This window comes from Paenibacillus sp. P32E, assembly GCF_001909085.1.
Lineage (GTDB): Bacteria > Bacillota > Bacilli > Paenibacillales > Paenibacillaceae > Paenibacillus_AQ > Paenibacillus_AQ helianthi.
On the sequence record NZ_LVYY01000017.1, the window covers coordinates 1 to 24810 of the forward strand.

Sequence of the window (24810 nt, forward strand, 5' to 3'; positions counted from 1 at the left end):
GTTTGAACGTCTGGATCAATGGACGCGAATGAGGGTGCGAGCCTTTATGCGCAAAAAGAGATCTACGGTGTCAAACCGGCTGATACCAAACAAAGTACTGGAATCAGCCGGAATGGTATTTCTAACAAGCTTACTCACCACACGTTCCTAATTCAGGAGTGAAATAAGCAATCCGGCGACGGATGAAGGAAACTCACTCCTGAAGATGGGGAACTGACGAAGGAAAGCCGTGTGCGGGAAATCCGCATGCACGGTTTGACGGGGAGTCCGAGGGAGTAATCCCTCGTCTTACCCTACTGATCTCTACATAAAATGTTCTGCCAGTTATATGAATGCTGTTACTTCTTAAAGTTCTCAATAAACTTCTCAGCCAGGGACGACAAGTATTTGTCCTTCATCCAGACTGCGGCCACCCGGGTATTCAGTGAATCGCTGCGAATTTCCTTGGACAGAACATTGCTGTTGTTGGCAAGGATAAAAGCGGACCTTGGAATGATACCGATGCCGAGCCCTGCATTGGCCCAGAGCAGGGTCGTGCGGGCGTCATCGTTCATACAGAAGACCTGGGGATCGAAGCCATGCTCCAGACAGGTCTCGCGGATCAGCTGTTCGAAGCGGCGGTAAATAATGAGCGGTTGCTTACGGAGCTCCCCAATCTCAATTTCGGGCTCTCCACCTGTCCAGTCATATTCAGGTGCCATCACGGCAATCATAGGTTCCGATGAGGTGTATACACACTCAAGGCCTGCGGAGTTGAAAGGAGTGCGGACAATGCCGACTTCGACGATACCCTTGTTCAGCAGATCGAGAACGCGATAGGTATTGCCTTCGTGAATCTCGAATTTCACCCCGGCGTAGACCTGATGGAACTCCAGCAGCCGCTCCTGAAGCAGGGTTGCCGCAGAAGAAGAGACGGTGCCGATGGACAGGGTGCCTGATATACCTTTGACAAAATCCTTTAGCTCCCGGGTAGTAGAATCGGTCAATTCAAGAATTTGCTGTGCCCGGTCCCGCAGAATGATTCCGGCATCGGTAAGCTGGATACTGCGCGGCCCGCGTTCTACCAGCTTCACCCCCAGCTCCTCCTCCAGCAGTTTCAGCTGTTGGCTGAGCGGCGGCTGGGCCATTTGCAGCTTTCTCGCCGCTGAGGTAATTTGTCCTTCTTCGGCAATAGCCATGAAATATTTCAGTTGGCGGATATCCATAAGTTAACCTCCGTATTGAGCTCGCTGCCATATGCGGATCGTATCGCATGGATACGAAACCAATATTATTAATATGTAAATAGGTATGACATAATCATAACGGGTCTTATTCCATTTTTCTAGCTGTTACATACTACATAGGTTAGGTGAGGATTACTGTGTTCAAAATTGCTGTATTTCTTAAGCCCTATAGGAAAGAAGTGACACTGGGGCCGATCTTCAAGCTACTGGAGGCCATTCTTGAACTCTTACTGCCCACCATTGTTGCACTGATCGTCAATAACGGCATCGGCCGCCATGACAGCGCCTATGTGTACCGGATGGGAGGGCTAATGGTGCTGATGTCCTTGCTCGGATTTGGCTGTTCCATGGTTTGTCAATATTATGCCGCCCGGGCTTCGCAAGGCTTTGGTACTTCCCTTCGCAACAAGATGTTCAAACATATTTCAGCCCTCTCCTATGCCGAGCTGGATACCTTCGGTACGCCTTCGCTAATCAACCGGATCACGAATGACGTGAACCAGCTGCAGCTCGCCGTAGCGATGCTGATCCGGCTAGTCATTCGCGCTCCGTTCATCTGCATCGGAGCTATTATCATGTCTATGATTCTCGACTTCCGGCTCTCGCTGATTCTGCTCGCGGCGACTCCGGTATTTGGTGTGATTCTGTATTTCATCATCACGCGTAGCTCGCCGCTCTACCGCAAATACCAGCAGAAGCTGGATCATCTGGCCCTGGTGCTCAGTGAGAATCTGTCCGGCATCCGAGTGATCCGTGCATTTGCCAGGAGCCGCAGTGAAAAACAGCGCTTCAACGCTGCTTCGGAGGATCTGACGACGACAGCAATCCGCGTCGCCCGCATCTCTGCGTGGCTGGGGCCCATGACAACGCTGGTGGTGAATGCAGCAATTATTGCTATATTGTGGGCAGGCGGCATCCACATTGATGCCGGACGGCTATCCCAGGGCGAGATTATCGCTTTTATCAACTATGTGACCCAGATCCTGCTGGCACTGATCGTAGTGTCAAATCTGGTGATTATATTTACCAAGGCCTCATCATCGGCGAACCGTGTGAATGAAGTTTTGGATACTGTGGCCTCTGTTGTGGATATAGGGAATCAAGGCCTTACACCAGCTGAGAAGCAGGCTCCTGCGATTGCCTTTGAGCATGTCTCGTTTGGATACAACACCACCGGTGAGCTGGCATTGCACGATATTTCAGTGACCATTCAACGTGGAGAAACCGTGGGACTGATTGGCAGTACCGGCTCCGGCAAGTCAACTTTTGTGAACCTGATCCCGCGTTTCTATGATGCTGTTGAGGGGGAAATCCGGGTCGATGGGGTAAGTGTCAAAAATTATGGATTGGAGGAGCTGCGGAGCAAGATCGGCATCGTGCCGCAGAAGGCAACGCTGTTCAGCGGTACCATAGCTGACAATATCCGCTGGGGCAGGCAAGATGCCTCACACGCAGAATTAATAGCCGCTGCTTCTGTAGCCCAGGCCGAGGAGTTCATCCAAAAGCTGCCTGAAGGGTTGGATACTCCCGTCGCCCGCGGAGGTCTGAACCTGTCTGGCGGGCAAAAACAGCGGCTGGCCATCGCCCGTGCCGTGGTGATGCGTCCGCAGATCCTGATTCTGGATGATTCGGCCAGTGCACTTGATTTTGCCACGGATGCGGCCCTTCGACGTGCGCTGAAGGAGAGCAGCGGAGAAACTACTGTGCTGCTGGTCTCCCAGCGGGTGAGCACTGTCCGCCAGGCGGATCAGATTATCGTCTTTGATGAAGGACGGATCGCGGGTGTTGGCACACATGAAGCATTATTGCAGAGCTGTGGAGTGTACCAGGAAATCTGTCAATCCCAGCTTTCAAGTGAGGAGGTAGGTACGCGATGAGTTCCGGAGCAACCTGGAAAAGAATGTTTAACTATACCAAACAGCATAGAGGCATCGCCATCGCCGCTGTTTGCTGCGCCATATTGAGTGTCATCGCCAGCCTGATCGGACCGCTGCTGATCGGACGGACCGTTGACCTAATGGTTGGCCCTGGACAAGTGGACTTTGACCAGATCCTCCGGTTGCTGCTGGTCTTGGCTGTGGTTTATATTGTCGGCAGCTTTTTTGGCTGGCTGCTGACTTACTATACCAACCGGATCGCCTACCGGACGGTCTATGATTTGCGGAGTGAGCTGTTCGACAAGCTGAACGTGCTGCCGCTGAAGTTCCATGATAATCATCCCCAGGGGGATAGCATCAGCCGGTTCGTCAACGACATGGATGCTGTCTCGGATGGATTGCTGCAGGGCTTCTCTACGCTGCTAACCGGAGTGGTCACTATTGCCGGGGCCATTGGACTAATGCTCTACATCAGTCCGGTGATGACACTTGTTGTGCTGCTCTCGGCACCGGCTACCTTTTATGTCGCACGTTTCATTACGACCCGTTCCCAGAAGCTATTCCGGGAGCAAGCCAAAATTCTCGGCGGACTGAACGGGTATGTGGAAGAAGTCGTAGGCGGCCAGAAGGTGGTGCAGGCATTCCGTTACGAAGACCACAGCTTCGCCCGGTTCTCTGAACGGAATAACGAGCTGTACCATACCGGCATCAAATCGCAGTTCTACGGCTCGCTGTCCAATCCAAGCACCCGTCTGGTGAACAACATTACATTCTCTGTGATTGCGATGATCGGCAGCGCACTGGTAATCGGCGGCCATTTCTCGGTGGGGGATCTATCCAGTTTTCTAATCTATTCGAATCTGTTCGCCAAGCCGTTCAATGAAATAACCGGTGTGATCACTCAGCTTCAATCAGCCACGGCTTCGGCGCAGCGGATCTTTGCCATTCTTGACCTGCCGCCGGAAACCCAGGATGCAGAGGATGCACAGGTAATGGGGTTAAGCCAAGGTACGATCGCTTTTGATAAGGTAAGCTTCGCGTATACACCGGAACGTCCGCTAATTAAGAGCTTCAGTCTGGAAGTGGAGCCGGGCACGCGGGTAGCCATTGTCGGGCAGACCGGAGCAGGCAAAACAACACTGGTCAATCTGTTGATGCGCTTCTATGACGTGGACAGCGGCAGCATCAGGATTGACGGCACAGATATCCGGGCGATTACCCGCGACAGCCTGCGCCGCAATTTCGGGATGGTGCTGCAGGATACCTGGCTGTATGGCGGTTCGATCCGCGATAATATTGCTTACGGCAAGCCGGAGGCGGCTGATGAAGAAGTGATTGCCGCTGCCAAGGCTGCGAACGCCCACAGCTTCATCAAACGGCTGCCCGAGGGCTATGCGACAAAGATTTCCGGATCAGGGGATAATCTGTCCCAGGGACAGAAGCAGCTGCTCACCATCGCCCGCGTTATGCTTGCCGATCCGCCGATGCTGATTCTGGACGAAGCCACCAGTAGTATCGATACACTGACGGAGGCCCGTATTCAGAAGGCTTTTCTCACGATGATCTCCGGCCGTACCAGCTTCGTGATTGCCCACCGGCTGTCCACCATCCGTGAGGCGGATGTCATTCTCTACATGAAAGACGGCGATATCGTCGAGAGCGGTACGCATGAAGAATTACTTAAGCATGCTGGCCATTACGCCAGACTGTACAATAGCCAGTTTGCGGCGGTGTAGCCAGCGGATCAAATGGTCAATTCCCTGAGATCATGCTCCATCAGCAACAGATTACTTTTCATTTCCTTCATTCCGGCCCTTGAAAGCTGGCCCGATTCAAACTTGAGCTGAACCTGATCTCGTTCCAGCTGGATGCCTACCCGTGCCAATTCATCCAGAGTGGTGTCGAAGTCCTGCCTGGAAGAGGAAGAGGCTTCACTTCTGCTATATCTGCTGAGCATTCGCTCGTAACGCAGAATCGAAGAGCTGACGTCCTCAATCTCTGTGCCAGCCGTAGGCAGTACGGCATTTAATTTTTCAATAACATACTTGATATTGCGCACTCTGAAGGCATCCAGGGCCTCCCGTCTTTCCTGGAAGCTTAGAGTCGCCTGGTTAAGCATGCCGGACACCTCCATCCATTGCCGGAGTGCCTGCAGGTTAGTTTTGTATTGGTCATCCTTGGTGAACCGGAACAGTGTCCGGTTGAGCCTATGCAGAGTGCGGTAAGCGATAAAAAGATTCACTTCTTTGTTCTTGATCGCCAGCAGAGTGCTTTCCCTTTGCCATTTGAGCGTGTCGATAAGCAATGGCCGCTGCAGTCTTTCGGCAGCTTCGTCTTTTTTCAGCTTACGGATTCTAGAATGGTACGTATTAATAATTCTGCCGATAGCAGCTCTATTGTCGTCATTAGTCTGTTCACTTAAGGCAATCACCACATTGCGCAGAATTTCCATTTCAATTGGAGTCTCATCGTTGACCTGGGCGGCTTCCGCATCATCTCCAATTAGAAGAGGCAATAGGTAGTTGGAGGTCAGTAAGGTCCACAGAATAACACCTGCCGCCAAAAAGATGATCAGATCCCGCTCCGGGAACGGATTTCCGTTATCCAGGAAAAAGGGCAGCGACAAGGTACTTGCCAGCGTGATCGTTCCCCGTACCCCGGACAGGGTGAGAATGAGCGCGTTTTTGATGGTATGTCCCGGGGCTGGCTTCTGATATCCGGTACCGGGCAGCGTCATTACAAGAACCCAGACAAAGCGCAGGGCCAGTAGAGCAAGTGTCAAGACCAGTGTATAGAGAATCACCTGAGCATGACCAAGACTGGAGCTGTTCCAGATGGTCCGGATAATCTCCGGGAGCTGGGTGCCGAGAATCAGGAAAACCAATCCATTCAATACATAAATAATTACAGACCAGGTGCTTTTGGAAACGATATTCAGTCGGGCGATCTCGGGATTTAATTTTTTATATCCAAAAGAGTGGGCGATACCCGCGCTGACTGCCGCCAGAATTCCGTTGACCCCAAGTTCCTCGGCCATCAGAAAAACAGCAAAGGGAGTTAACACCTCGATCAGCATGTGCAGCGTAACATTTTCCATCCCCAGTTTCCGCAGCCACTTTACAAATACATATTTCACCAGAGTCATTAGAAGTCCTAGCATAATACCGCCGAGGGAGATCGCAGCAAAGCTGAGGCTGGCCGAACGTAAGGAGAACGCGCCAGTTACCATTGCTGCTGCGGCGAATTGAAAGGATACCAGCCCGGAAGCATCATTAATGAGTGATTCTCCCTCTAGGATTTTCATCGTGTGGTGGGGGATTTTGATCTTTTCCTCCAGCGCTCCGACCGCTATAGCATCTGTAGGAGCCAGTGCTGCGGCAAGAGCAAAAGCTGCAGCGAGCGGAATGACGGGAAGCAGCCAATTCAGAAAGAAGCCCAGGATGACTACAGTCATGAATACCAACCCAAGTGCCAATAAAAGTATCGGTTTCTTTAATCGCCAAAGTGCCTCCTTGTCCGATTGCCGCCCATCATTAAACAGCAGGGGGGCAATGAATAATAGTAAAAACAACTCGGGATTGAGTTTTAACTCGAAATGGAGAGGCAGGTAGGTAATTACGACTCCGAGTATAATTTGAATAATGGGGACAGATACAGAAGGAATGAACCGGTTGACCAGATTGGATAATGCGATTGCCGCCAGCATCAGTAAAATGAACTCAAAGATTTCCAAAAGCATTAACCACCTTATGTGTAAATTGGATTGCAATGTTGCTTTCCTCTGAGGAAGGGCGCTGATGTTGGTTCTTAGGATTCATGCAGCCGCTTGCGCATCATCCCCGGTGTACAGCCGTAAGTATTCCGGAAGACACGGATGAAATAATTGGTCTCCATGCCCAGTTGCAGGGCGATATCCTGCACCGGTGTATCGGCATTCTCCCGGATGAGCTGCAGTGCACGTTCGAGGCGGAGGTTCTGCAAATATTTATGCGGTGTGATCCCATACTCCTGCAGGAACAGCCGTTGGAAATGCTGCACAGAGTAGCCTACCGCAGCAGCGAGATTTGAGACCAGCAGCGGTTCGGTAAAATGCTCATTAATCAGGCTGACCGCCTTCTGTAAAGCCTCGTTGCGAACGCTCTCCAGCTCAAGACGGCCTGCGGGTCCTGAATCAGAGGCATTGCGGCGGAGTAACAGAAGGAGCCGGTAGAGCGCCACAGAGAGCTCTTGCATCACATGCTCGTCCTGGCGGCTTGCTTGCTGATTCACCGCATGCCAGATGCTGCCGACCTGTTCCCAGCATTCCTCAAAATGCTCGGGACGAAGCGGCGGGGCACCTGGCAGAATACCAATTCCTTCAAGCAGGCCCGGTGACAACTCGCCATGAAAACCGATGAAGCCTACATGCCAAGGGGTAAGCGACAGCGGGTAATACTCATGGCCCCTGTCGGGCGGATAGGCGAAGGCCATACCGGGTTCCAAGATTGTTTCATTTCCGTTCTCCAGGTCCCGGAACAGGCCTTTTCCACTGCGGATCAGAAAAATTTGGTATACCGGGAAGCCGCCTGGACGAACATGATGATACTGGATATGGCGGCCGACCGAATAGGGATACAAGGGGAAACGGTTCAGGTCGCGCGGCATTTCAATTAGGGAGAAAGGTAGCATGATGGTCACCTCGTATTCATTTTGTACTAGTAAAGCGAGTGTATATTCCTACTGCCTGAATGGATTTATCCTATATGATATACAGTATAAAGAATGATTCATGAAATGGACAGGACTTAATCTCAGAATGTATCAGAGAATAATCCCATCCGGACATGGACCACATACCGAAAGGATGAACCCACCCATGAATATGAAATTACCCCCAGTCAGCAGCAAGATTCCAGTCATGCTGCATGGAGCCGACTATAATCCCGAACAATGGTTGAAGTACCCTGAGGTGCTGCAAGAAGATATCCGTATGATGAAGCTTGCCAATTGCAATGTAATGTCTGTTGGAATCTTTTCCTGGGTATCCCTGGAGCCGGAAGAAGGCGTATTCACCTTCGGTTGGCTGGACAGCATCCTGGATACCTTTGCCGAGAACGGGATTTATGCTTTCCTGGCTACACCAAGCGGGGCACGCCCGGCCTGGATGTCGGAGAAATATCCTGAAGTGCTGCGGGTAGAAGGAAACCGCGTGCGTAATTTGCATGGTGTCCGCCACAATCATTGCTATACTTCACCTGTGTACCGTCAGAAGACGGCACTACTGAACGGCAAGCTGGCAGAGCGCTATGCTCATCATCCGGCAGTTATCGGATGGCATATCTCGAATGAATACGGCGGCGAATGCCACTGTGACCTGTGTCAGGCGAGCTTCAGGGAATGGCTGAAGGTGAAATACAACAACAGCCTGGATGAATTGAACCATGCTTGGTGGGCTACGTTCTGGAGCCACACCTACACCTCATGGGATCAAGTGGAATCCCCGGCCCCGCATGGGGAGACGCAGGTTCACGGCCTGAACCTGGACTGGCGCCGCTTCGTAAGCGAATCTACTATTGATTTCTGTCAGCACGAAATTGATTCTGTGCGTGATTATAACCCTGAGCTGCCGGTAACGACCAATATGCACAATATTGACGGCGTGGATTACCGCAAGCTGGCCAAGATTCTCGACGTAGTTTCCTGGGATTCCTATCCGTCCTGGGGTTACTCGGATGATGACGACGACGCTCGTCTGGCCGCTTGGGCCGCAATGCACCACGATATGTACCGTACCTTCAAGCATAAGCCGTTCTTGCTGATGGAGAGCACACCTTCGCTGCTGAACTGGCAGAGTGTCAGCAAGCTGAAGCGGCCGGGCATGCACAAGCTGTCCTCGCTGCAGGCGGTTGCCCACGGTTCGGACTCCGTGCAATATTTCCAGTGGCGCAAAAGCCGCGGCTCGAGCGAGAAATTCCACGGCGCTGTTATTGACCATAGCGGGCACGCCGAAACCCGCGTCTTCCGCGATGTTGCCGAAGTGGGCCGGACGCTCTCAGAGCTGCAAGCGGTAGTAGGTACTACCACGCCTGTGCAGACAGCAATTATTTATGATTGGGACAACCGCTGGGCGATTAAGGATGCGCAGGGTATCCGCAACTCCGGCCTGAAATATGAAGAAACTGTGCTTCAGCACTACCAGGCACTATGGGAGCTGGGGATTCCGGTTGATATTATCGGTTCGGAAGAGGACTTCTCCGCCTACAAACTGGTGATTGCACCTATGCTGTACCTGGTCAGCGAAGATAACGGCAAACGGATTGAGAAGTATGTCGAACAGGGGGGAAACTTCCTGGGGACTTACTGGTCAGGTATAGTCGGAGAGACGGATCTCTGCCATTTGGGCGGATTCCCGGGTCCGCTCCGCCGGACGCTGGGGATCTGGGCGGAAGAGACAGAAGGCCTGCATAGCCGGGATTTGAACGGTCTGGTGATGAATTCCGGCAATGCGCTGTGTCTTGATGGAGACTATGATGCGCATGAAATTGCCGAGCTGATCCACCTCGAAGGAGCAGAGGCGCTGGGTACGTATCGTTCGGACTTCTATGCCGGGCAGCCTGCTCTTACGCTGAACCGTCTGGGTGAAGGCCGGGCGTACCACCTGGCTACACGTGTGAAGGATGCTGGTTTCTATGTAGAGCTGTATGCAGCAATTACCAAGAAAGCGGGAATAATCCGTACACTGGATACCGAGCTGCCCGCAGGCGTCACTGCTCAACTGCGGACCGACGGAGACATTGATTATGTATTTGTGCAGAATTTCAGCGGCGTGGAGCAGTCCATAGCGATGGATGCCAGAACGTATACGGTATTAGAATCCGGTGAGCCAGTTCCAGCGGTACTTACGCTTCCGGTTCATGGCCTGGCTATTCTGAAGCGGGCACACTAGTTCATCAGCCAAGCAGACATTTAAAAGGCAGGGCCCGGTAGTGCTGGGTCCTGCCTTTTTTGGATGAGATCATAAATCGTCACTGTCAGCCACTTAGTGGAAAGCCGCTTCGATCCCTGCGATAATCTGCAGATAATAGTCCGTGTCATGCGGTACAAAATGACTGATGTCTACCCTCTCTTGGACGTCAATCCGCTCACCACGATCCGTGATACGAAAACCTGAGACATCAAGCTGCTGCAGATCTCCCTGCCAGAATTTGCGGAAGGAGGCAAACTCTGCGGTGACGATCCCGGCAACTTCTTCCGGCTGCAGATGAAATTGGTCCAAGGGGAAAGGATTGTCATACAGGAAGACATTCGCTCTCTCCCTATCGATCATCCCTTCCTTGACCATGGAATAGGGGATGATTCCTAGCGGGATGAGCTCGTCAAAAGCAAGCTGCAGCCCCAGCTCTTCCTCCACCTCACGGATACCGTCCATGGCCGTCTCGCCCGCCAGTAAATGTCCGGCAGCAGTAATATCAAGCAAGCCGGCATAGTCCCGCTTGTCCTTGCTCCGCAACTGAAGATAGATAAAGAGCGAATCTAGACGCTGTTCTACGAACCAGCAGTGAAAGGTCTCATGCCAAAGTCCGTACCGGTGCACTTCATCGCGCGGGGCGGTGCCCGTCACCTGGCCCTGTGCATCATATGTAGTAAGAATTTCGTCTGACATGTGGATTCTCCTTATTGGCCCAGTTGCTAATAACACTATCACAAAAAATAGGAGAATGCTCGGCAGTCATTGTTCAGAAAGGTATAATATGGATTAGGAGGGGAAGAACATGCGCGTGGCAATAGAAGGGCAAGAATTCAATTCATTAACGGATGAAAGACTCGGCTGGGTTTGCATGGAGCCGACCTTCAAGCTGATCCGCGGAAAATCACCGGAAGTGAAGGCTGCGGCAATCAAGCAGTTGGGCAAGGGGCAGACAGCACTTTGCATGTTCCGCATCATGTATGACCATAGCAATAAATCATCAGCAGAGTTTTATGCATGGAGCTCTTACCTGCTGGACCAGCCGGGAACTTGGAACGGAGTGCTGGAGGGTGTGCGTTTTTTTGCAGATGATGCCATGTTGGAGCTGCTTGAAGAGACACGGAAGAGGCTGGAAGCCAGAAACCGCAGATTGGGTTTGGGATGGGGCGATGCTCGGCTGAACGATATCGAAACCGATCCTGAACTGCTGAAGATAGTCAATGGCCTGTATGAGCGCTTTAAGCGGCTAATCCCGAATACCCATAACGTTATCGCTGAATATATCCGTGCCCACCCGGACGAGTTTGTGGATTTCATCGGTTAATTGGTGGGGTTTTGCAAAGAAGCGGCAAGATTTAATGAGTTGACATATCGGGAAATGTCGATATAATGATGGCATGAAACCAATTAGCCCGATTGATGTATTTAAGGCACTTTCCAATGAAGCACGACTTCAAATTTTGGAGTGGTTAAAAGATCCTGCAGCTCATTTTGGACCCCAGGGAGGGGTTGATCTTATCGAAATCGGGGTATGCGTAAGCCAGATTACAGCTAAGCTGAATATGACCCAATCTACCACCTCTCAATACTTGTCTGTTCTGCAGCGGGCAGGGCTTGTGCATGCAACCCGGCTGGGAAAATGGACATATTACAAAAGAGATGAAACAGCATTATCCCAAATAGCCGCTTACATTCAGAAGGATCTCTAGAGAATAAAGACTGAATTCAAACATGTGAATTCAGTTTTTAAATATAAAACAAATCGATAATTCGTGATATGTAAATTAATTAATTTTTGCTCTATACATCGATATATCACGAATTGTGTGATTACAAAAGGAGCTGTTCCATGTGACCACCCCATCTAAACCTTATGCCAGCCAGGCAACCCTCGTTATCGTTGCCCATCCACATTTGGAGACATCCCGGATTAACAAGCGGTTGGCGGCCGAGATTGACGGAATAGGTAATGTTACCGTTCACCGGTTGTACGAGAGTTATCCGGACGAAAAAATCGACATAGCTCATGAGCAGGCACTGTTAACAGCTCATGAGCGTATCGTGCTTCAATTTCCATTCTTTTGGTATAGCTCGCCTGCCTTGCTGAAGAAATGGATGGATGAAGTATTCGAGCATGGCTGGGCTCACGGCAAAGGCGGAGACAAACTGAATGGCAAGGAGCTTCTGATAGCGATCTCTTCCGGAGGCGCTCAAAATATGTACCAGGCAGGGGGGCTTCATAATTACTCTTACAGCGAGCTGTTGCGGCCGTTTCAGCAATCCGCTAATCTGACCGGGATGATCTATCGGCAACCTTTTGTAGTGAGCGGAATCCGTGAAGTGAATGATGAACAACTGGAGAACTATGCCGCAGATTATGGTGTCTATGTGTCAGGTGTGACAGCTTGATTCATGAAATGGGTTCCCGGAGCTATTCACCGGAACATGCAAAAAAACTGGACCGTCCTTTGTTGGGATGATCCAGCTTTTTTTGTATGTGTATGTCTATTTAAATTTAGGAAGAGAATAGCCAGGTATTATCTAGCCAACCATCCGCCATCCACGTTCAGAATGTGGCCGTTCAGGTAGTCGGAAGCAGCGGATGCCAGGAACACAGCAGGTCCTTTAACATCTTCAGCGGTTCCCCAGCGTCCGGCAGGAATACGGTCAAGGATGGAATCGGAGCGGTTCTGGTCAGCACGGATCGGAGCTGTATTCTCCGTAGCCATGTATCCCGGAGCGATTGCGTTGATGTTCAGACCGGAGCCAGCCCATTCATTGGCAAAAGCTTTTGTCAGACCAGCAACGGCGTGCTTGCTTGCCGTGTAGCCCGGTACATTGATGCCGCCCTGGTAAGAGAGCATGGAGCAGATGTTGATGATTTTACCGTTGCCTCTTTCCAGGAAGTGGCGGCCGGCGATCTGCGACAGCAGGAAGACTGTGTTCTGGTTGAGGTTAATGACATCGAACCAGTCTTTTTCGCTGTGATCCTTGGCAGGTGTACGGCGGATCATACCTGCACAGTTGACAAGAATGTCAACGTGGCCTGTGAAGGCAACGGCTTCGTCGAACATGCCTTGAAGCTTGGAGTGGTCGCTCAAGTCGCAAGCGATGCTGAGTGCTTTTACGCCAAAGGCTTCAGCGGCTGCTACGGTTTCATCACTGGTATTGAGGGAAGCGGAGATAACGTCTGCGCCTGCTTCGGCAAATGCAAGGGCAATCCCTTGCCCAAGACCTTGGGCCGCACCTGTTACGATAGCTGTTTTACCTGCCAAACTGAATAAAGATGACATTTGATTATTCTCTCCTTTTAAAAAACGTTGATGAGTATCTTGAAATGGCTTAAATGTGTATTTAATCTACCCGCATTCGATGTTGATGCCTGCGTTTCGGAACTGGCTTACGGCTTCGGCCGCAAGTCCGCTGTCTGTCAGCAGCACATCCACTTCCTGCAGTGAAGCGAATGTGCGCAGTGCAGTATGTCCGAATTTGTGATGATCGCAGACGGCGAATACCGTGCGGGCCGTGGATACTAAGGCTTGTTTGAAATCGATGAAATCACCGGTGTAAATGGACAGTCCGTGTTCAATATGAACGGCTGTAGCCGACAGAAAGGCTTTTTCTATATTCAGCTTTTGGACATAAGAGACCGCTTCGGGACCGGCCAGCATATTGCGGACCCGGTAACCTCCCGGAACGACGAGACGGATGTTATCTTTCTGAACCAGCTCGCTGATGATGTACACATCATTGGTGATGACCGTCAGCGGAATATTCTCCAGCCTCCGGGCAATCTCAAGCGTGGTACTGCCGCCATCCAGTGCAATAATATCATCCTCTGCGATATGGGCCAGCGCCAGCTGAGCAATCTCCGTTTTTTCATCGGAGTATTTATCCAGCGGATTCCTCAAGGGCAGAATGCCGAACTGATCGCTTTGAGCCAGCACGGCTCCGCCGTGGACACGCATAATCAGTCCTTGTTCCTCCAGCTTGCTTAAATCCTCGCGGATTGTTTTACCCGTGACCTGGAGCTTATCACTCAGCTCGTTCACTGTTACATCCTTCTGGTTCAGCATTACTTCCATAATCATCTCGTGTCGCCGTATCGGGTTCATCCGCCTGCCTCGTCTTTCCGTAGTTGTTTTTGTTCTATTGTAATTCCTTCATGCCTACGGGGTCCATATCATCATAACGCTTATTGTCTCCGGCCATGCTCCAGATGAAGGTGTAGTTGTGTGTACCTACACCGCTGTGGATCGACCAGCTTGGAGAAATTACCGCCTGTTCATTGTGCATTACGATGTGACGGGTCTCTGTAGGCTCGCCCATGAGGTGGAACACAATGGAATCATCCGGAAGGTCGAAATAGAAGTAAGCTTCCATCCGGCGCGGGTGAGTGTGGGATGGCATTGTATTCCACATGCTGCCCGGTTTCAGCTGGGTCATACCCATAACGAGCTGAGCACTTTGCACACCATTGGTGTGAATGAAGCGGTGAATGGTACGTTCATTGGAGTTTTCCAGGCCGCCCATTGCGCCGGATTCGGATTCAGCCAGCGTAGTTTTGGTAGTAGGGTAAGATTGATGTGCAGGCGCTGAGTTCAGGTAGAACTTTGCAGGCTTTACGCTGTCAGCGCTTTTGAAAATAACATCTTTGGCGCCTTGTCCAACGTACAGACATTCCTTGAAATCTATTTCATATTCTGTTCCGTCTACTACAACTGATCCCTTGCCTCCGACATTGATAACACCCAGTTCGCGGCGTTCGAGGAAGTAAGTAACTCCAAGCTCTTTCAGGTCAGTAGTGAGCACGACATCTTTATTTACGGGATTAGCACCGCCGACGATCATTCGGTCTTCGTGGGTCAGGACAAGCTTCAGTTCATCCGGCGCAAAAATGACAGGAATGTGGAACTCCTTGCGCAAGCGTTCTGTGTCAAATTGCTTAACTTCATTAGGATGGGATGCGAAACGTCTTTCCATTGAATATTCAATCTCCTTCGCAAACATATTTTCGTTCGTATAGGTACAATTTAATCCATATAAGTTCATTTAGCAAGTGATAATCTTTTTTAGTGTGTTTATTTTAGTTCATTTATTGCGTTTTGGCGTTGCCATATGAACTGAAAGCGTGCACAATAGAATTGGAAAGAGAATGGATTTCCAGTATGAGGATTCTGCCGCAGCGGAGCTGATGAGAACAGGGAGGAACGTACCCATGAGGTATATTACAGGTGGTAAACGCAGTTCCGGGAATGGATTCAGCACCATAATGTAATAAGATACGAGCTCAGTAGGTATGGACTTTCCAGACGCGTGCCATAACATATTAAAATTCAAGAAATCTGGAGGGAGAACGAAAGTGGGAGAACTTAAGGCTGCACCGGGCCCATATCAGGCCCGCCAAAAGGAAATTATCTATAATATCGCTAACCGGGCTAAACAGCGTCCATTGATGGACAGCGGGCTGTGGTTCCATGATGATGTCCGGAATAACTTTTATTATGCATCTTACCTATTTGCTGCGGCGGTGGATCCTGGTTTGGAGCTGCCTTTTGAGCGGGAGGAGGCCAAACGCAAAGCAGAGGCCGTGATGCTCGAAACCGTGCTGCTGCAGAACCGGCAGCCCGGAACTCTATTATACGGCCATTGGCCGCTGGGACTGCATCCTCTGCCGCGTGAAGCAGCGCCGCATGAGCTGCCGGTGGAGATCATGGGCAGCCTGTTGGTCTGGTTCTTCAAGCAATACGGGAGCAGACTGAATGCCGGACTGCGGATTGCGTTTCACACGGCAATCGGACATATCTACCGCAGCGGCTTCTATCGTAAGCCGGTGGTTCACTTTGGACATCATGAGGCCAAATATACGGCAGCAAAGCTAATCTTCGGCAGGCTGTTCGATGATGAGGAACTGCTGGCAGACGGGCGCCAGAGCCTGGAGAATACACTGGCGTATATCCGGGAGAAGGGAATGCCGGAGTACGGCAGCCTGCCCTGGTTCTGGCACTGGGTGCAGGCATTCACCTGTGCCTGGTCGCTGGAGGAAGACAACGAGATTAAAAACACGCTTGGAGAAATGCTGGATTACCTGTGGAATGAACGGGGACAATTCTATCTGCAGGGAGCCTGGGCTGGTGCGCATTCCCGGGGCTGGCCGCATGACGTTCCGGCGGATGTCAACGTACTCCATGACTATGTGCAATTTGGGGATTTCCAGCTGCCGCAGAGTATGCCGCGTACGGAATATGCCGGGTTCCTGTTCTATGAAGCTCCGGCTCAGGTGCGGGCTGCCGCAGTGAACCGCCAGACTCCGGTGGAAGTCACCAAGGTGACGCAAAAAGTCATGCCAGTAGATCCGAACCCGCAGCCGCTGATTCACTCCTATGCGTATATTACCGGGAGCTTCGCTGCTGGTGGTCTATGGGAGCGGGTAGAGGAGTTCGACAATGAGCAGCTCCGCTGGGCCTTTTCATTGCCAGTGTCTCCTGAGTATGCCGTGAACCGGCTCTACTTCTTCCATCCCGGCCAAGGCCATCACGAAGGTGATCCCCGCCATCAGAGCCGATATATGGAGGTGCTGTATCACCGGAGCACCATCCTCTCTTTGTTCCCTGTACCGGAGGGTGAAGCAGACACGATAATTGGCGTACTGCCCAAAGGCGAGTGGGTGAAGGAGTCCTCTGCGCTGTTCGGCAAGGCGGGTGATGTCTATTTTGCCGTGTACCTTTCCCGCGGTTACCAGCTTATTGACCGGGAAGCTTATCTCGAAGTGTCAGCCCAAGGGATGCCGGGCGGAGTAGTTGTCGAGGCTATCAGTGTCAAGGAGGCTATGGAACGGGGAATCAGCGATTTAATGTTGTTTGCAGCAGAACGGGCAGCACATGCACCCTCTTTTGAGACAGGAGCTATCTTGGCCGTACAATATGACAATATCGAAGGAGATCAGCTGCAATTAAGCACAGGGGATCAAATGACAACGCAAGCGCTGCTGAACGGCAGCCCGATCTCCTTGGAGCACTATACCGTTAGCGGAAGCTAATCAGAAATTCTGGAATTGCCAAAGAACCCGCGGGCAGGATGTGAGCCTATGCGGGTTCTTTTTAGATTATCCCCTCAAGTTGCAGGGGCTCTTATTTGTCTGTACATGTCCGTAATCCTGTATCCTTTCCACCGTAAACGTCATTGGAATTGTCTACACGATATGAGATCTTGTTACCGTCATACTGCAAGCCGTCCGATTCATAATCCTGCCTCCATTTGCCTAAAAACTGGTTATCCTTTACAGTTGAAATAACGATGTCTTTCTGCACAAGGTTGCGGATCACCAGGACAGGTGATGCCGGCATGAACCATCATTCATTACGGGGAGGTTTATCAATTGATTGCTACACTGCAAGCAGCCCCACGAGGGATAACTGCAACGTTTGAACGACATTACAAGCATTCGGTGGACAAGCTATGGGCGATGCTGACGGATAATGAGCTGCTGGCTAAGTGGTTTCCCGAGTTAAGAGCCCTGGACTTATCGGCAGGAGGAAGCATGATATTTGACATGGCGGACGGCAGCTCAATAGTCATGGAAATTAAGGATATCAAGGTAAACTCCATTCTGGAGTATGTCTGGGGAAATGACAGCGTGCGTTTTGAATTAAATCCCGATGGAGATGGCACCAGGCTGCTGCTGATCGAGAGCATCAGTGAAATTACCAGTCATACGGCCAAAGACCTCTCCGGCTGGCATGTCTGTCTCGATGTAATAGGCGTACTTCTGGACGGGGAGGAACTGCGGAACCGCAAGAAGGTATGGGAGCAATGGTTCGTAGAGTATACCCGGCTGGTGGAGGAATTCAGGTTCACCCGCACAAACAGGGGATAAGGTTCAATGAAATGCGCGTCCATGTTATAATATTCAGGAGCATTCATACGAGACTGAATTTATCCCTGTAATGACTTATTGGAGGAGTAGCGTGGCAAAAGCGAAGGTGGCCAAACGGCCGACAAGAGATGAATTTGTGCTGGAGGAAATTGGCAATCAACTGACAGAAGCCATGCAGGAGGTCTCTGAGATTTTATTGACCGTCTGGGGCAAAGAGGAGCAGGTCCGTGGAACGATCGTTGGCATGGACTCGCGTACCGGCAAGGTGCATGTGAGTTTTAATGAGGAACTGTTCAAGGTTCCATTTATGGACATAATGGCCTTGGATTACCCGAGAGATTAGCAGGTAAGCAGATAGAGTGCAGCCGAAAGGTCGATGAATGATGCAAATCACCAAAACGAACGCCATGCGGATTCTTGATACCCGAAAAATAGCCTATCAGGTTCATCAGTACGACAACGAGGACGGCCAGATTCATGGAACTGCGGTAGCTGAAAAAGTGGGTCTGCCGCCTGAAACGGTCTTTAAAACGCTTGTCGCGCATAACGGACCGAACCTGTATGTGTTTGTCATTCCGGTGGCTGAAGAGCTTGATTTGAAAAAAGCCGCCAAGGCGGCTGGTGAAAAAAAGATTGAGATGCTCCCGGTGAAGGATCTGCTGAAATGGACCGGCTACGTGCGCGGTGGCTGTTCTCCGGTAGGGATGAAAAAGCTCTATCCGACCTTTATCGATAGCAGTGCCGAGACGCTGGCAACCATGGCGGTGAGCGGCGGGAAGATCGGGATGCAGATGGAGCTGGCACCCGAGCAGCTCGCCGGAGCTATAGGCGCTAAATTCAGCGAGCTGATTAAGTGAGGTTCCAGATAAAGTCTCCAACCAAAAAGCAGTGGCCGATGAAAGGATTCATCCGGTCCACTGCTTTTTGCTGTTCAAAGGGTTACTCCCAATTAGAAACGGGCGGCGAGGTAGCCCAAATATTCCTTTAGTGCCGTCCCGGTATTATTTATTGCACCGGGGGATGGAGTGAATCTGGCTAAATAGAGTCGCCGATCAAGGCTAACGGTATAATCCGTCGGATACGCCAGCGGCAAAAGCCCGTTATTCTTAAAATGGATCATGGCACGGGGCATATGAAATGCCGAGGTAACCAGAATCGGGTGGCTGAGTCCCTTGCTTTTCATGAGGAGCGCTGTATAGGCGGCGTTCTGCTCCGTATTCAGTGACCGGTTCTCGGTCAGAATATCGGTCTCCGGGACACCGAGGCCCATTAGCTGCCGCTTGGCGATATTTGCTTCGTTGCCGCTGTCTGCAAATACTTGGCCGCCGGAGAACAGGATCGGCAGTCCCGTCTCGCGGTACAACCGCACTGCGGTCAGCAGCCGGTTCGCCGCCGAACCGTACAAATTGCCTTCCCCGTCGATATCAGGAGTTCCCGAGGTGGCTCCCCCGCCCAGGACGACGATTACATCGCCTTGAATCAGCTCGGGTTTGTCATACTGCCGTTCCAGGCTGCCCATCAGCAGATCACCGATCAAGGGAGTCATGGAGAGGTAGAGCAGGATAGTAATGCCGAACAGGACCAGTGACGGACGGCGGCTCTGCCGCCACAGCCAGATTGTCACACCCAGGAGCAGTACGACGAAGAGACCTGGCGGAAGCACGAAGCTGTAGACGGACTTTATGAAATAAATCAACGAATTCACCTCATTATGTATAATTGCTGCACATATTGTACCATGTTCAGTGGAAGCAGGCCTAGCGCCTTCGGATGCATAGGAGTCTGCTTTCCCGTGAACATCGGTTGATTTTGTGCCACTAAGCACGTACTATTATGGTATTACTTAGGGTTCGAAGGAGTGTAGTCTGTGCTGGAGCTTGGTTTTGATGATCCGGAGAAGCTGGTGGCAGTGGCACATGCGTTGTCGACCCGCTCCCGGGTTGATATTCTCCATTTATTAAATTCCCGGAATTTGAATGTGATTGAAATTGCTGAAGCGCTGAAGCTGCCGGTGTCCACAGTGGCCAACAATGTGAAGGTGCTTGAAGCGGCGCGGCTGATTAATACCGAGCTGCTGCCAGCTTCCCGCGGGGCGATGAAGGTCTGCAGCCGCAATTACGACGATATACATATTGCTTTGAATGAGGAGAAAGCTGCCCCTAAAGGGGCTGTACGTGTATACGAAATTGAGGTACCCATTGGACATTACAGCGATTGCGACGTATCACCTACCTGCGGCATGGCCGATGCCGAAGAGATGCTGATCCGTGAGGATGAGCCCTCCGGCTTTTACCATCCCAGGCATATAGGCGCTCAGATTATCTGGTTCCGTAAGGGCTATCTCGAATATTTGCTTCCGTTGGAGGTGCCGAAGGGGGCAAGAGTCGAAACGCTGGAGCTATCGATGGAAATATGCTCGGAAGCCCCCAATTACGACAACAACTGGCCATCAGATATATCGGTCTGGATCAACGGGGTGAAGATTGGCATGTGGACAAGTCCCGGCGACTTCGGCGGCCGGCGGGGCAAGCTGAATCCGGTCTGGTGGAGCGATTCCTCCACACAATATGGCCTGCTTAAGACGTGGCGGATCGACATGGACAAGACCATGCTGGATATGGAAAAAGTATCGGATGTGAGCCTAAGCCAGCTTAATCTGGCACAAAGCCCGAAAATCCGGCTGAGGATCGGTGTCAGCCCGGATTCGGTCCATCAAGGCGGGGTCAATCTGTTCGGGCGGGGTTTTGGCGACTATGCGCAGGAAATCATGATGAAGCTGAGCTTTACACGGGACGAAGAAGAACCGGACCATTAGATACAGATAATCTGTAACTAATGGTTTTTTTACGGTTAACAAGATCAAAAAACAATATGAAAGCGTTGACGTAACGTATTTATCTTCTTATAATCGGTATTAAATACAAGAAAACAGAAATAAAACAAAAAAACCGTTTTTAATAGAGGTATTTGAGAGGACAGGTGTTTCACATGACTACTAAAGCATATATCCCCAATTATCCAAGACCACAATTTGTACGCAAGGCATGGCTTGATCTAAACGGAGAATGGAGTTTCAGTTTCGATGATGCCAATAGCGGTGAGGCAGAGGAATGGTATGCAACGTTTCCGGACGCCCGGCTGATTACGGTTCCTTTTACTTATGAGACTATCGCCAGCGGCATCGGTATTCAGGAATTCCACCCCAATGTCTGGTATGAGAGAACACTGGAGCTTCCGGCAGAAAATACCGGCCAAAGGGCGATTCTGCATTTTCAGGGCGTTGATTACCGGGCGAAATGCTGGGTGAATGGTTCCTATGTCGGCCAGCATGAAGGCGGATACGCCGCATTTTCCTTTGACATTACTCCATTTGTGACATATGGTGCTGCCAACCGGATTGTGCTCAAAGCGGAGGACAGTATGGACTGCACTCAGCCCAGAGGCAAGCAGCGCTGGGTAGCCGACAATTTTGAATGCTTCTACGTGCAGACGACTGGAATTTGGAAACCGGTCTGGCTGGAATGTGTTAGTGAAGCCCGGATTGATTCCGTGAAAATGACGCCTGATATCGACCGGCACATGATCCGTTTCGAATTTCGGTTTACAGGTCTTAAGAAAGGAATGGACCTGACACTCGATTCGCTGATTACCCTGAAAGGACGGCAGGTGAAACGGTTCAGCCTGAGTGCTGACCGCGATCTGGTGAGCATTGAAGTAGACGTATGGCATGAAGCGGGAGGTCCATGGATGCAATCTCTGTGGTCACCGGAGGCCCCGAATTTGTATGACGTTGAGTTTAAGCTGCTTCAGGGATCAGAGACCGTAGACCATGTGTACTCATATTTCGGGATGCGCAAAATTTCTATTGAAAACGGACAGATTCTCCTCAACAATAGACCACTCTACCAGCGCCTGATTCTGGATCAGGGGTACTGGAGTGAGAGTCATTTGACACCGCCTAATGAACAGGCACTAATCAACGATATCGAGCGGATCGCGGAAATGGGCTACAATGGTCTCCGCAAACATATGAAAATTGAGGATGCGCGGTTTTTGTATTGGTGTGATGTGAAAGGGATGCTGGTATGGTCAGAGATGGCGGCTACCTATGAATTTAATGACCTCGCCGTTGAACGCTTCACCCGGGAATGGCTGGAAATTGTGCCACAGCAGTACAATCATCCTTGCATCATCACCTGGGTTCCGTTCAACGAATCATGGGGAGTTCCCGCCATTGCCAACGATGTCAGACAGCAGAAATTCACGGAAGGCATCTACCACTTGACCAAAGCCATTGATCCTTACCGTCCCGTTATAACCAATGACGGCTGGGAGCACACGGTTTCGGATATTCTGACGCTGCATGATTATGTGGAAGCTGGAGAACAATTCCTGGCTGCTTACACCGACAAGACTTCCATCGTGGATAATGGCATCTCCTTCAATAACTTCAAATTCGCCTGGGCCGAAGGTTACGCCTATACAGGCCAGCCGGTTATTGTCAGTGAGTTCGGCGGCATTGCCTTTCAGACGGAGAGCGGCTGGGGCTATGGAAATCAGGTGAAGACAGAGCAGGAGTTCCTGGAGCGCTTCCAGACAATTACTGCGGCGATCAAAGCAACGCCATACATCAGCGGCTACTGCTACACCCAGGTCAGCGATGTACAGCAGGAAGTGAATGGCCTATTGACGGAGGACCGCAAGCCCAAGGTTCCGCTCGATAAGATCCGTAAGATCAATCTGAGTTAAGTTCGTCTATAGTGAATATTGTCCACGGAAGACGGTTTTCAATTCGTTCGCTGAATTGGAGCCGTCTTTTCATCTTTTCCGGTATGTACAGGATTCTAAAAAAACTTGAAAGCTCTACTAGGGCGGTCGGCTGGAAGATAAAGCGCTGCTGGAAAAACTTGCAAGGTTCTTGCATCTATTCCATTTCGCTTTGTGCTCCAGCATGGTTCTAAATTGATAACCATAGGAACATGATCTGGTCAGCACAACCCGAAACTCATCGATTATATAAGTAACATATGATACTATTAACATATATTCTGAAGCGGAGGTGCTTGCGAAATGTCAATCAATCACGCAATTCTTGGACTGCTGAGCGGCAAGCCCATGACCGGATATGACCTTAAGAAGCTTATACAGGAATCCTCATTCCTCTATTGGTCCGGCAACAACAATCAAATTTATAAAGCGCTGGTAGAGCTGCTGAACGAGGGTTTCGTTACAAATAAGGTCCATCATCAGGGCAGCTTGCCTTCAAAGAAAATCTACACTGTTACTCCAGCCGGTCTCGCTGAGCTTCGGCAATGGGTCCTCTCACCCCCGGAGCCGCCTGAGTTCAAGAAGACTTTTCTTATTCAGCTCGCCTGGGCGGATCTTCTGAATACAGATGAATTAAACTTTTTGCTGGCGGGCTATGAGCAGGAAGTGCACACACAGTTATTACTGCTGGAGGGCCAGGCGGCCAGAATTTCTTTTGGACAGGAGTGTAACCGCAGGGGGATCACGCTATGGAAGCTGATTCACAGCAATCTGGTTTCAACCTATACCCATGAATTGGTGTGGCTTGGGCAATTGCGGCAAGAGCTTGGACTAACTTAGCGTATGCTCCCGAAGCGAGTTTAATTGTGTAGATTGTACAGGGAAATGCTTCATAATACTTTTAGGAGGTAGATTGTTTGAACATTCAAATGATTGAAAAAGAAGGGCAGGGGTATATTCTTTGCAGCCCCGGTGTTCAGCCGCTGCGAACAGAACAGGATGTGCTCGACCTTGTCTCCGCATGCTTTGAACATAACAACTATAAGCTGCTGCTTCACGAAGGAGCGCTCACTGAACAATTTTATAATCTCAGAACTGGCTTGGCAGGTACAGCTTTGCAGAAATTTATCAATTATCATATCAGGGCTGCTGCCGTAATACGTACCGAAGAGACAGCTCAAGGCAGATTCAAAGAGCTTGTAACTGAAATGAACAAAAGCAATGCCTTCCGGGTGTTTGGGAGTGAGGCCGAGGCAGAAGCCTGGCTGCTTGATGAGAGATGACACGCGATGTGATTCATGGTACGGCAAAAGGAATACTATAGCCCATAACGAAAGGCAGATTACGGGGATACGGGAACGGGAGCTTCAAGCCCGATCAGGCGCCGTATTACACGGACAACCAGAAGGTGGCTGAGCAGACGAATAATAGGGTCAGACGAAGAATGTCCCCATTGCCATTTCTGGCAGAATAGGGCGTTCTTTTTTTTGCGAAAGAGGTGGAGAAGCCAAGCAAATAGAACACCATTTAAGGGTACGGACAGGGGAATGGCGGGGAGGCTGGCAGTCCAATCAAAGAAATCTTGCAGGAACCATTCGTTGTCAGCTATGCAATTTAAGCAATTGACAACATTTATGGATGGGTTTAACATATAAATTGCTCATAGGAAATTCCAAAAAAAGGCATGATCAGGTGAGGGAATATGGATGTCTGAGGCTGATTTTGAATACCAGGAGAAGATTAGAAGACTTGCTGTGAAGATTGTGAAGCATTACCGGGGGAAGGGCCCGGAGAACGTGAAGGTGAAGCTGGATAGCGAGTCACAGATCACAATTGAAATCAGGGGGATTCTCTCCAGTCTGTCGGAAATTCTGTTCAAGGAAGGTGCGGCTGATCTCGTAACGGAGTACTGGAAGGTGCTGAAGCCTTATTTAGAACGCGGTTTTATGGAGGAAATGATAGAGACGATAGGCTCCGGGTTTTCCTATTCTTGGCGACTTTGCAATTTGTATCATGAAGACAGGACGGTCATTATACAACTTAATAAATCGGTTTGATTAAAGAGAAAGGACCCTGGTCTCTTCGCTTTTTAATAAGCCCGTACACAGCATATGAAAT

24 protein-coding genes are annotated in these 24810 nt (G+C 50.6%); 15 read left to right on the forward strand and 9 right to left on the reverse strand.

Annotated features, from left to right (window positions below; translation table 11 throughout):
- Window positions 1-338: 338 nt before the first annotated feature.
- Window positions 339-1205 (reverse strand): LysR family transcriptional regulator, encoded by an 867-nt coding sequence (locus tag A3848_RS17195; RefSeq protein ID WP_074086146.1) that lies wholly within the window; start codon window positions 1203-1205, stop codon window positions 339-341.
- Between the two features lie 158 nt (window positions 1206-1363).
- Between A3848_RS17195 and A3848_RS17200 the strand changes: the two genes are divergently transcribed.
- A complete protein-coding gene (locus A3848_RS17200; protein ID WP_074086147.1) occupies window positions 1364-3103 on the forward strand; it encodes an ABC transporter ATP-binding protein in 1740 nt (579 codons plus the stop codon).
- Window positions 3100-4839, forward strand: a complete 1740-nt coding sequence (locus tag A3848_RS17205; RefSeq protein ID WP_074086148.1) for an ABC transporter ATP-binding protein — start codon at window positions 3100-3102, stop codon at window positions 4837-4839. Before A3848_RS17200 ends, A3848_RS17205 begins: the two co-directional genes overlap by 4 nt.
- An 8-nt stretch (window positions 4840-4847) precedes the next feature.
- Here A3848_RS17205 and A3848_RS17210 read toward each other — a convergent pair whose 3' ends face one another.
- Together A3848_RS17210 and A3848_RS17215 are read right to left on the reverse strand one after the other, a co-directional pair.
- Entirely contained in the window at window positions 4848-6836 is a 1989-nt protein-coding gene (locus A3848_RS17210) for a Na+/H+ antiporter (protein ID WP_074086149.1), read from the reverse strand.
- A 74-nt stretch (window positions 6837-6910) separates the two neighbouring features.
- The gene (locus A3848_RS17215; RefSeq protein WP_074086150.1) at window positions 6911-7771 is read right to left on the reverse strand and encodes an AraC family transcriptional regulator; all 861 of its coding nucleotides are present in this window, start codon (window positions 7769-7771) and stop codon (window positions 6911-6913) included.
- 187 nt (window positions 7772-7958) lie between these two features.
- On the opposite strand from A3848_RS17215, the gene A3848_RS17220 reads away from it, so the two are divergent.
- On the forward strand, window positions 7959-10028 hold the full coding sequence (locus A3848_RS17220) for a beta-galactosidase (RefSeq protein ID WP_074086151.1): 2070 nt from the start codon (window positions 7959-7961) through the stop codon (window positions 10026-10028).
- Between the two features lie 93 nt (window positions 10029-10121).
- Here A3848_RS17220 and A3848_RS17225 read toward each other — a convergent pair whose 3' ends face one another.
- Entirely contained in the window at window positions 10122-10745 is a 624-nt protein-coding gene (locus A3848_RS17225) for an NUDIX hydrolase (protein ID WP_074086152.1), read from the reverse strand.
- A 109-nt stretch (window positions 10746-10854) separates the two neighbouring features.
- On the opposite strand from A3848_RS17225, the gene A3848_RS17230 reads away from it, so the two are divergent.
- The 3 genes from A3848_RS17230 to A3848_RS17240 all read left to right on the forward strand — a co-directional run bounded on the left by A3848_RS17230 (window position 10855) and on the right by A3848_RS17240 (window position 12458).
- The gene (locus tag A3848_RS17230) at window positions 10855-11373 is read left to right on the forward strand and encodes a hypothetical protein (protein WP_074086153.1); all 519 of its coding nucleotides are present in this window, start codon (window positions 10855-10857) and stop codon (window positions 11371-11373) included.
- An 82-nt stretch (window positions 11374-11455) separates the two neighbouring features.
- Window positions 11456-11758, forward strand: a complete 303-nt coding sequence (locus tag A3848_RS17235) for an ArsR/SmtB family transcription factor (RefSeq protein WP_074086235.1) — start codon at window positions 11456-11458, stop codon at window positions 11756-11758.
- Between the two features lie 142 nt (window positions 11759-11900).
- Window positions 11901-12458 carry an NAD(P)H-dependent oxidoreductase gene (locus tag A3848_RS17240; RefSeq protein WP_074086154.1) on the forward strand — a complete coding sequence of 186 codons (558 nt, stop codon included), beginning with the start codon at window positions 11901-11903 and terminating at the stop codon, window positions 12456-12458.
- A gap of 128 nt (window positions 12459-12586) precedes the next feature.
- On the opposite strand, the gene kduD is transcribed toward A3848_RS17240, so the two are convergent.
- The 3 genes from kduD to kduI all read right to left on the reverse strand — a co-directional run bounded on the left by kduD (window position 12587) and on the right by kduI (window position 15032).
- A complete protein-coding gene (kduD, locus tag A3848_RS17245; protein WP_074086155.1) occupies window positions 12587-13342 on the reverse strand; it encodes a 2-dehydro-3-deoxy-D-gluconate 5-dehydrogenase KduD in 756 nt (251 codons plus the stop codon).
- Between the two features lie 66 nt (window positions 13343-13408).
- The gene (locus A3848_RS17250; RefSeq protein WP_074086156.1) at window positions 13409-14164 is read right to left on the reverse strand and encodes a DeoR/GlpR family DNA-binding transcription regulator; all 756 of its coding nucleotides are present in this window, start codon (window positions 14162-14164) and stop codon (window positions 13409-13411) included.
- Between the two features lie 34 nt (window positions 14165-14198).
- On the reverse strand, window positions 14199-15032 hold the full coding sequence (gene kduI, locus A3848_RS17255) for a 5-dehydro-4-deoxy-D-glucuronate isomerase (RefSeq protein WP_074086157.1): 834 nt from the start codon (window positions 15030-15032) through the stop codon (window positions 14199-14201).
- Window positions 15033-15411: 379 nt separating this feature from the next.
- Between kduI and A3848_RS17260 the strand changes: the two genes are divergently transcribed.
- Entirely contained in the window at window positions 15412-17088 is a 1677-nt protein-coding gene (locus A3848_RS17260) for a hypothetical protein (RefSeq protein ID WP_074086158.1), read from the forward strand.
- 91 nt (window positions 17089-17179) lie between these two features.
- On the opposite strand, the gene A3848_RS17265 is transcribed toward A3848_RS17260, so the two are convergent.
- A complete protein-coding gene (locus tag A3848_RS17265; protein WP_074086159.1) occupies window positions 17180-17395 on the reverse strand; it encodes a hypothetical protein in 216 nt (71 codons plus the stop codon).
- A gap of 32 nt (window positions 17396-17427) precedes the next feature.
- Here A3848_RS17265 and A3848_RS17270 point away from each other — a divergent pair, with 32 nt between their 5' ends.
- The 3 genes from A3848_RS17270 to ybaK all read left to right on the forward strand — a co-directional run bounded on the left by A3848_RS17270 (window position 17428) and on the right by ybaK (window position 18782).
- Window positions 17428-17925, forward strand: a complete 498-nt coding sequence (locus tag A3848_RS17270) for an SRPBCC family protein (RefSeq protein WP_074086160.1) — start codon at window positions 17428-17430, stop codon at window positions 17923-17925.
- A gap of 91 nt (window positions 17926-18016) precedes the next feature.
- Window positions 18017-18268 (forward strand): YolD-like family protein, encoded by a 252-nt coding sequence (locus tag A3848_RS17275; protein ID WP_074086161.1) that lies wholly within the window; start codon window positions 18017-18019, stop codon window positions 18266-18268.
- 40 nt (window positions 18269-18308) lie between these two features.
- Window positions 18309-18782 (forward strand): Cys-tRNA(Pro) deacylase, encoded by a 474-nt coding sequence (ybaK, locus tag A3848_RS17280; protein ID WP_074086236.1) that lies wholly within the window; start codon window positions 18309-18311, stop codon window positions 18780-18782.
- Between the two features lie 92 nt (window positions 18783-18874).
- Here ybaK and A3848_RS17285 read toward each other — a convergent pair whose 3' ends face one another.
- On the reverse strand, window positions 18875-19621 hold the full coding sequence (locus A3848_RS17285; protein ID WP_074086162.1) for a YdcF family protein: 747 nt from the start codon (window positions 19619-19621) through the stop codon (window positions 18875-18877).
- A 171-nt stretch (window positions 19622-19792) separates the two neighbouring features.
- Between A3848_RS17285 and A3848_RS17290 the strand changes: the two genes are divergently transcribed.
- The 5 genes from A3848_RS17290 (at window position 19793) to A3848_RS17310 (ending at window position 24749) form a co-directional block, all read left to right on the forward strand.
- Window positions 19793-20740 carry an ArsR/SmtB family transcription factor gene (locus A3848_RS17290; RefSeq protein WP_074086163.1) on the forward strand — a complete coding sequence of 316 codons (948 nt, stop codon included), beginning with the start codon at window positions 19793-19795 and terminating at the stop codon, window positions 20738-20740.
- Window positions 20741-20913: 173 nt separating this feature from the next.
- Window positions 20914-22674, forward strand: a complete 1761-nt coding sequence (locus A3848_RS17295; RefSeq protein WP_074086164.1) for a glycoside hydrolase family 2 protein — start codon at window positions 20914-20916, stop codon at window positions 22672-22674.
- A gap of 321 nt (window positions 22675-22995) precedes the next feature.
- Window positions 22996-23532 (forward strand): PadR family transcriptional regulator, encoded by a 537-nt coding sequence (locus tag A3848_RS17300; protein WP_074086165.1) that lies wholly within the window; start codon window positions 22996-22998, stop codon window positions 23530-23532.
- 77 nt (window positions 23533-23609) lie between these two features.
- A complete protein-coding gene (locus A3848_RS17305) occupies window positions 23610-23975 on the forward strand; it encodes a DUF4180 domain-containing protein (RefSeq protein WP_074086166.1) in 366 nt (121 codons plus the stop codon).
- Window positions 23976-24398: 423 nt separating this feature from the next.
- Window positions 24399-24749: a Na-translocating system protein MpsC family protein gene (locus A3848_RS17310; RefSeq protein ID WP_074086167.1), complete on the forward strand. Its 351-nt coding sequence runs from the start codon at window positions 24399-24401 to the stop codon at window positions 24747-24749.
- Window positions 24750-24810 lie beyond the last annotated feature (61 nt).

Coding starts and splice junctions, on each gene's coding strand:
- A3848_RS17230 (WP_074086153.1), top strand. CDS start 10,855: ATGCGCGTGGCAATAGAAGGGCAAGAATTCAATTCATTAACGGATGAA.
- A3848_RS17220 (WP_074086151.1), top strand. CDS start 7,959: ATGAATATGAAATTACCCCCAGTCAGCAGCAAGATTCCAGTCATGCTG.
- A3848_RS17195 (WP_074086146.1), bottom strand. CDS start 1,205: ATGGATATCCGCCAACTGAAATATTTCATGGCTATTGCCGAAGAAGGA.
- ybaK (WP_074086236.1), top strand. CDS start 18,309: ATGCAAATCACCAAAACGAACGCCATGCGGATTCTTGATACCCGAAAA.
- kduI (WP_074086157.1), bottom strand. CDS start 15,032: ATGGAAAGACGTTTCGCATCCCATCCTAATGAAGTTAAGCAATTTGAC.
- A3848_RS17310 (WP_074086167.1), top strand. CDS start 24,399: ATGTCTGAGGCTGATTTTGAATACCAGGAGAAGATTAGAAGACTTGCT.
- A3848_RS17215 (WP_074086150.1), bottom strand. CDS start 7,771: ATGCTACCTTTCTCCCTAATTGAAATGCCGCGCGACCTGAACCGTTTC.
- A3848_RS17265 (WP_074086159.1), bottom strand. CDS start 17,395: ATGCCGGCATCACCTGTCCTGGTGATCCGCAACCTTGTGCAGAAAGAC.
- A3848_RS17205 (WP_074086148.1), top strand. CDS start 3,100: ATGAGTTCCGGAGCAACCTGGAAAAGAATGTTTAACTATACCAAACAG.
- A3848_RS17250 (WP_074086156.1), bottom strand. CDS start 14,164: ATGAACCCGATACGGCGACACGAGATGATTATGGAAGTAATGCTGAAC.
- A3848_RS17225 (WP_074086152.1), bottom strand. CDS start 10,745: ATGTCAGACGAAATTCTTACTACATATGATGCACAGGGCCAGGTGACG.
- A3848_RS17295 (WP_074086164.1), top strand. CDS start 20,914: ATGACTACTAAAGCATATATCCCCAATTATCCAAGACCACAATTTGTA.
- kduD (WP_074086155.1), bottom strand. CDS start 13,342: ATGTCATCTTTATTCAGTTTGGCAGGTAAAACAGCTATCGTAACAGGT.
- A3848_RS17300 (WP_074086165.1), top strand. CDS start 22,996: ATGTCAATCAATCACGCAATTCTTGGACTGCTGAGCGGCAAGCCCATG.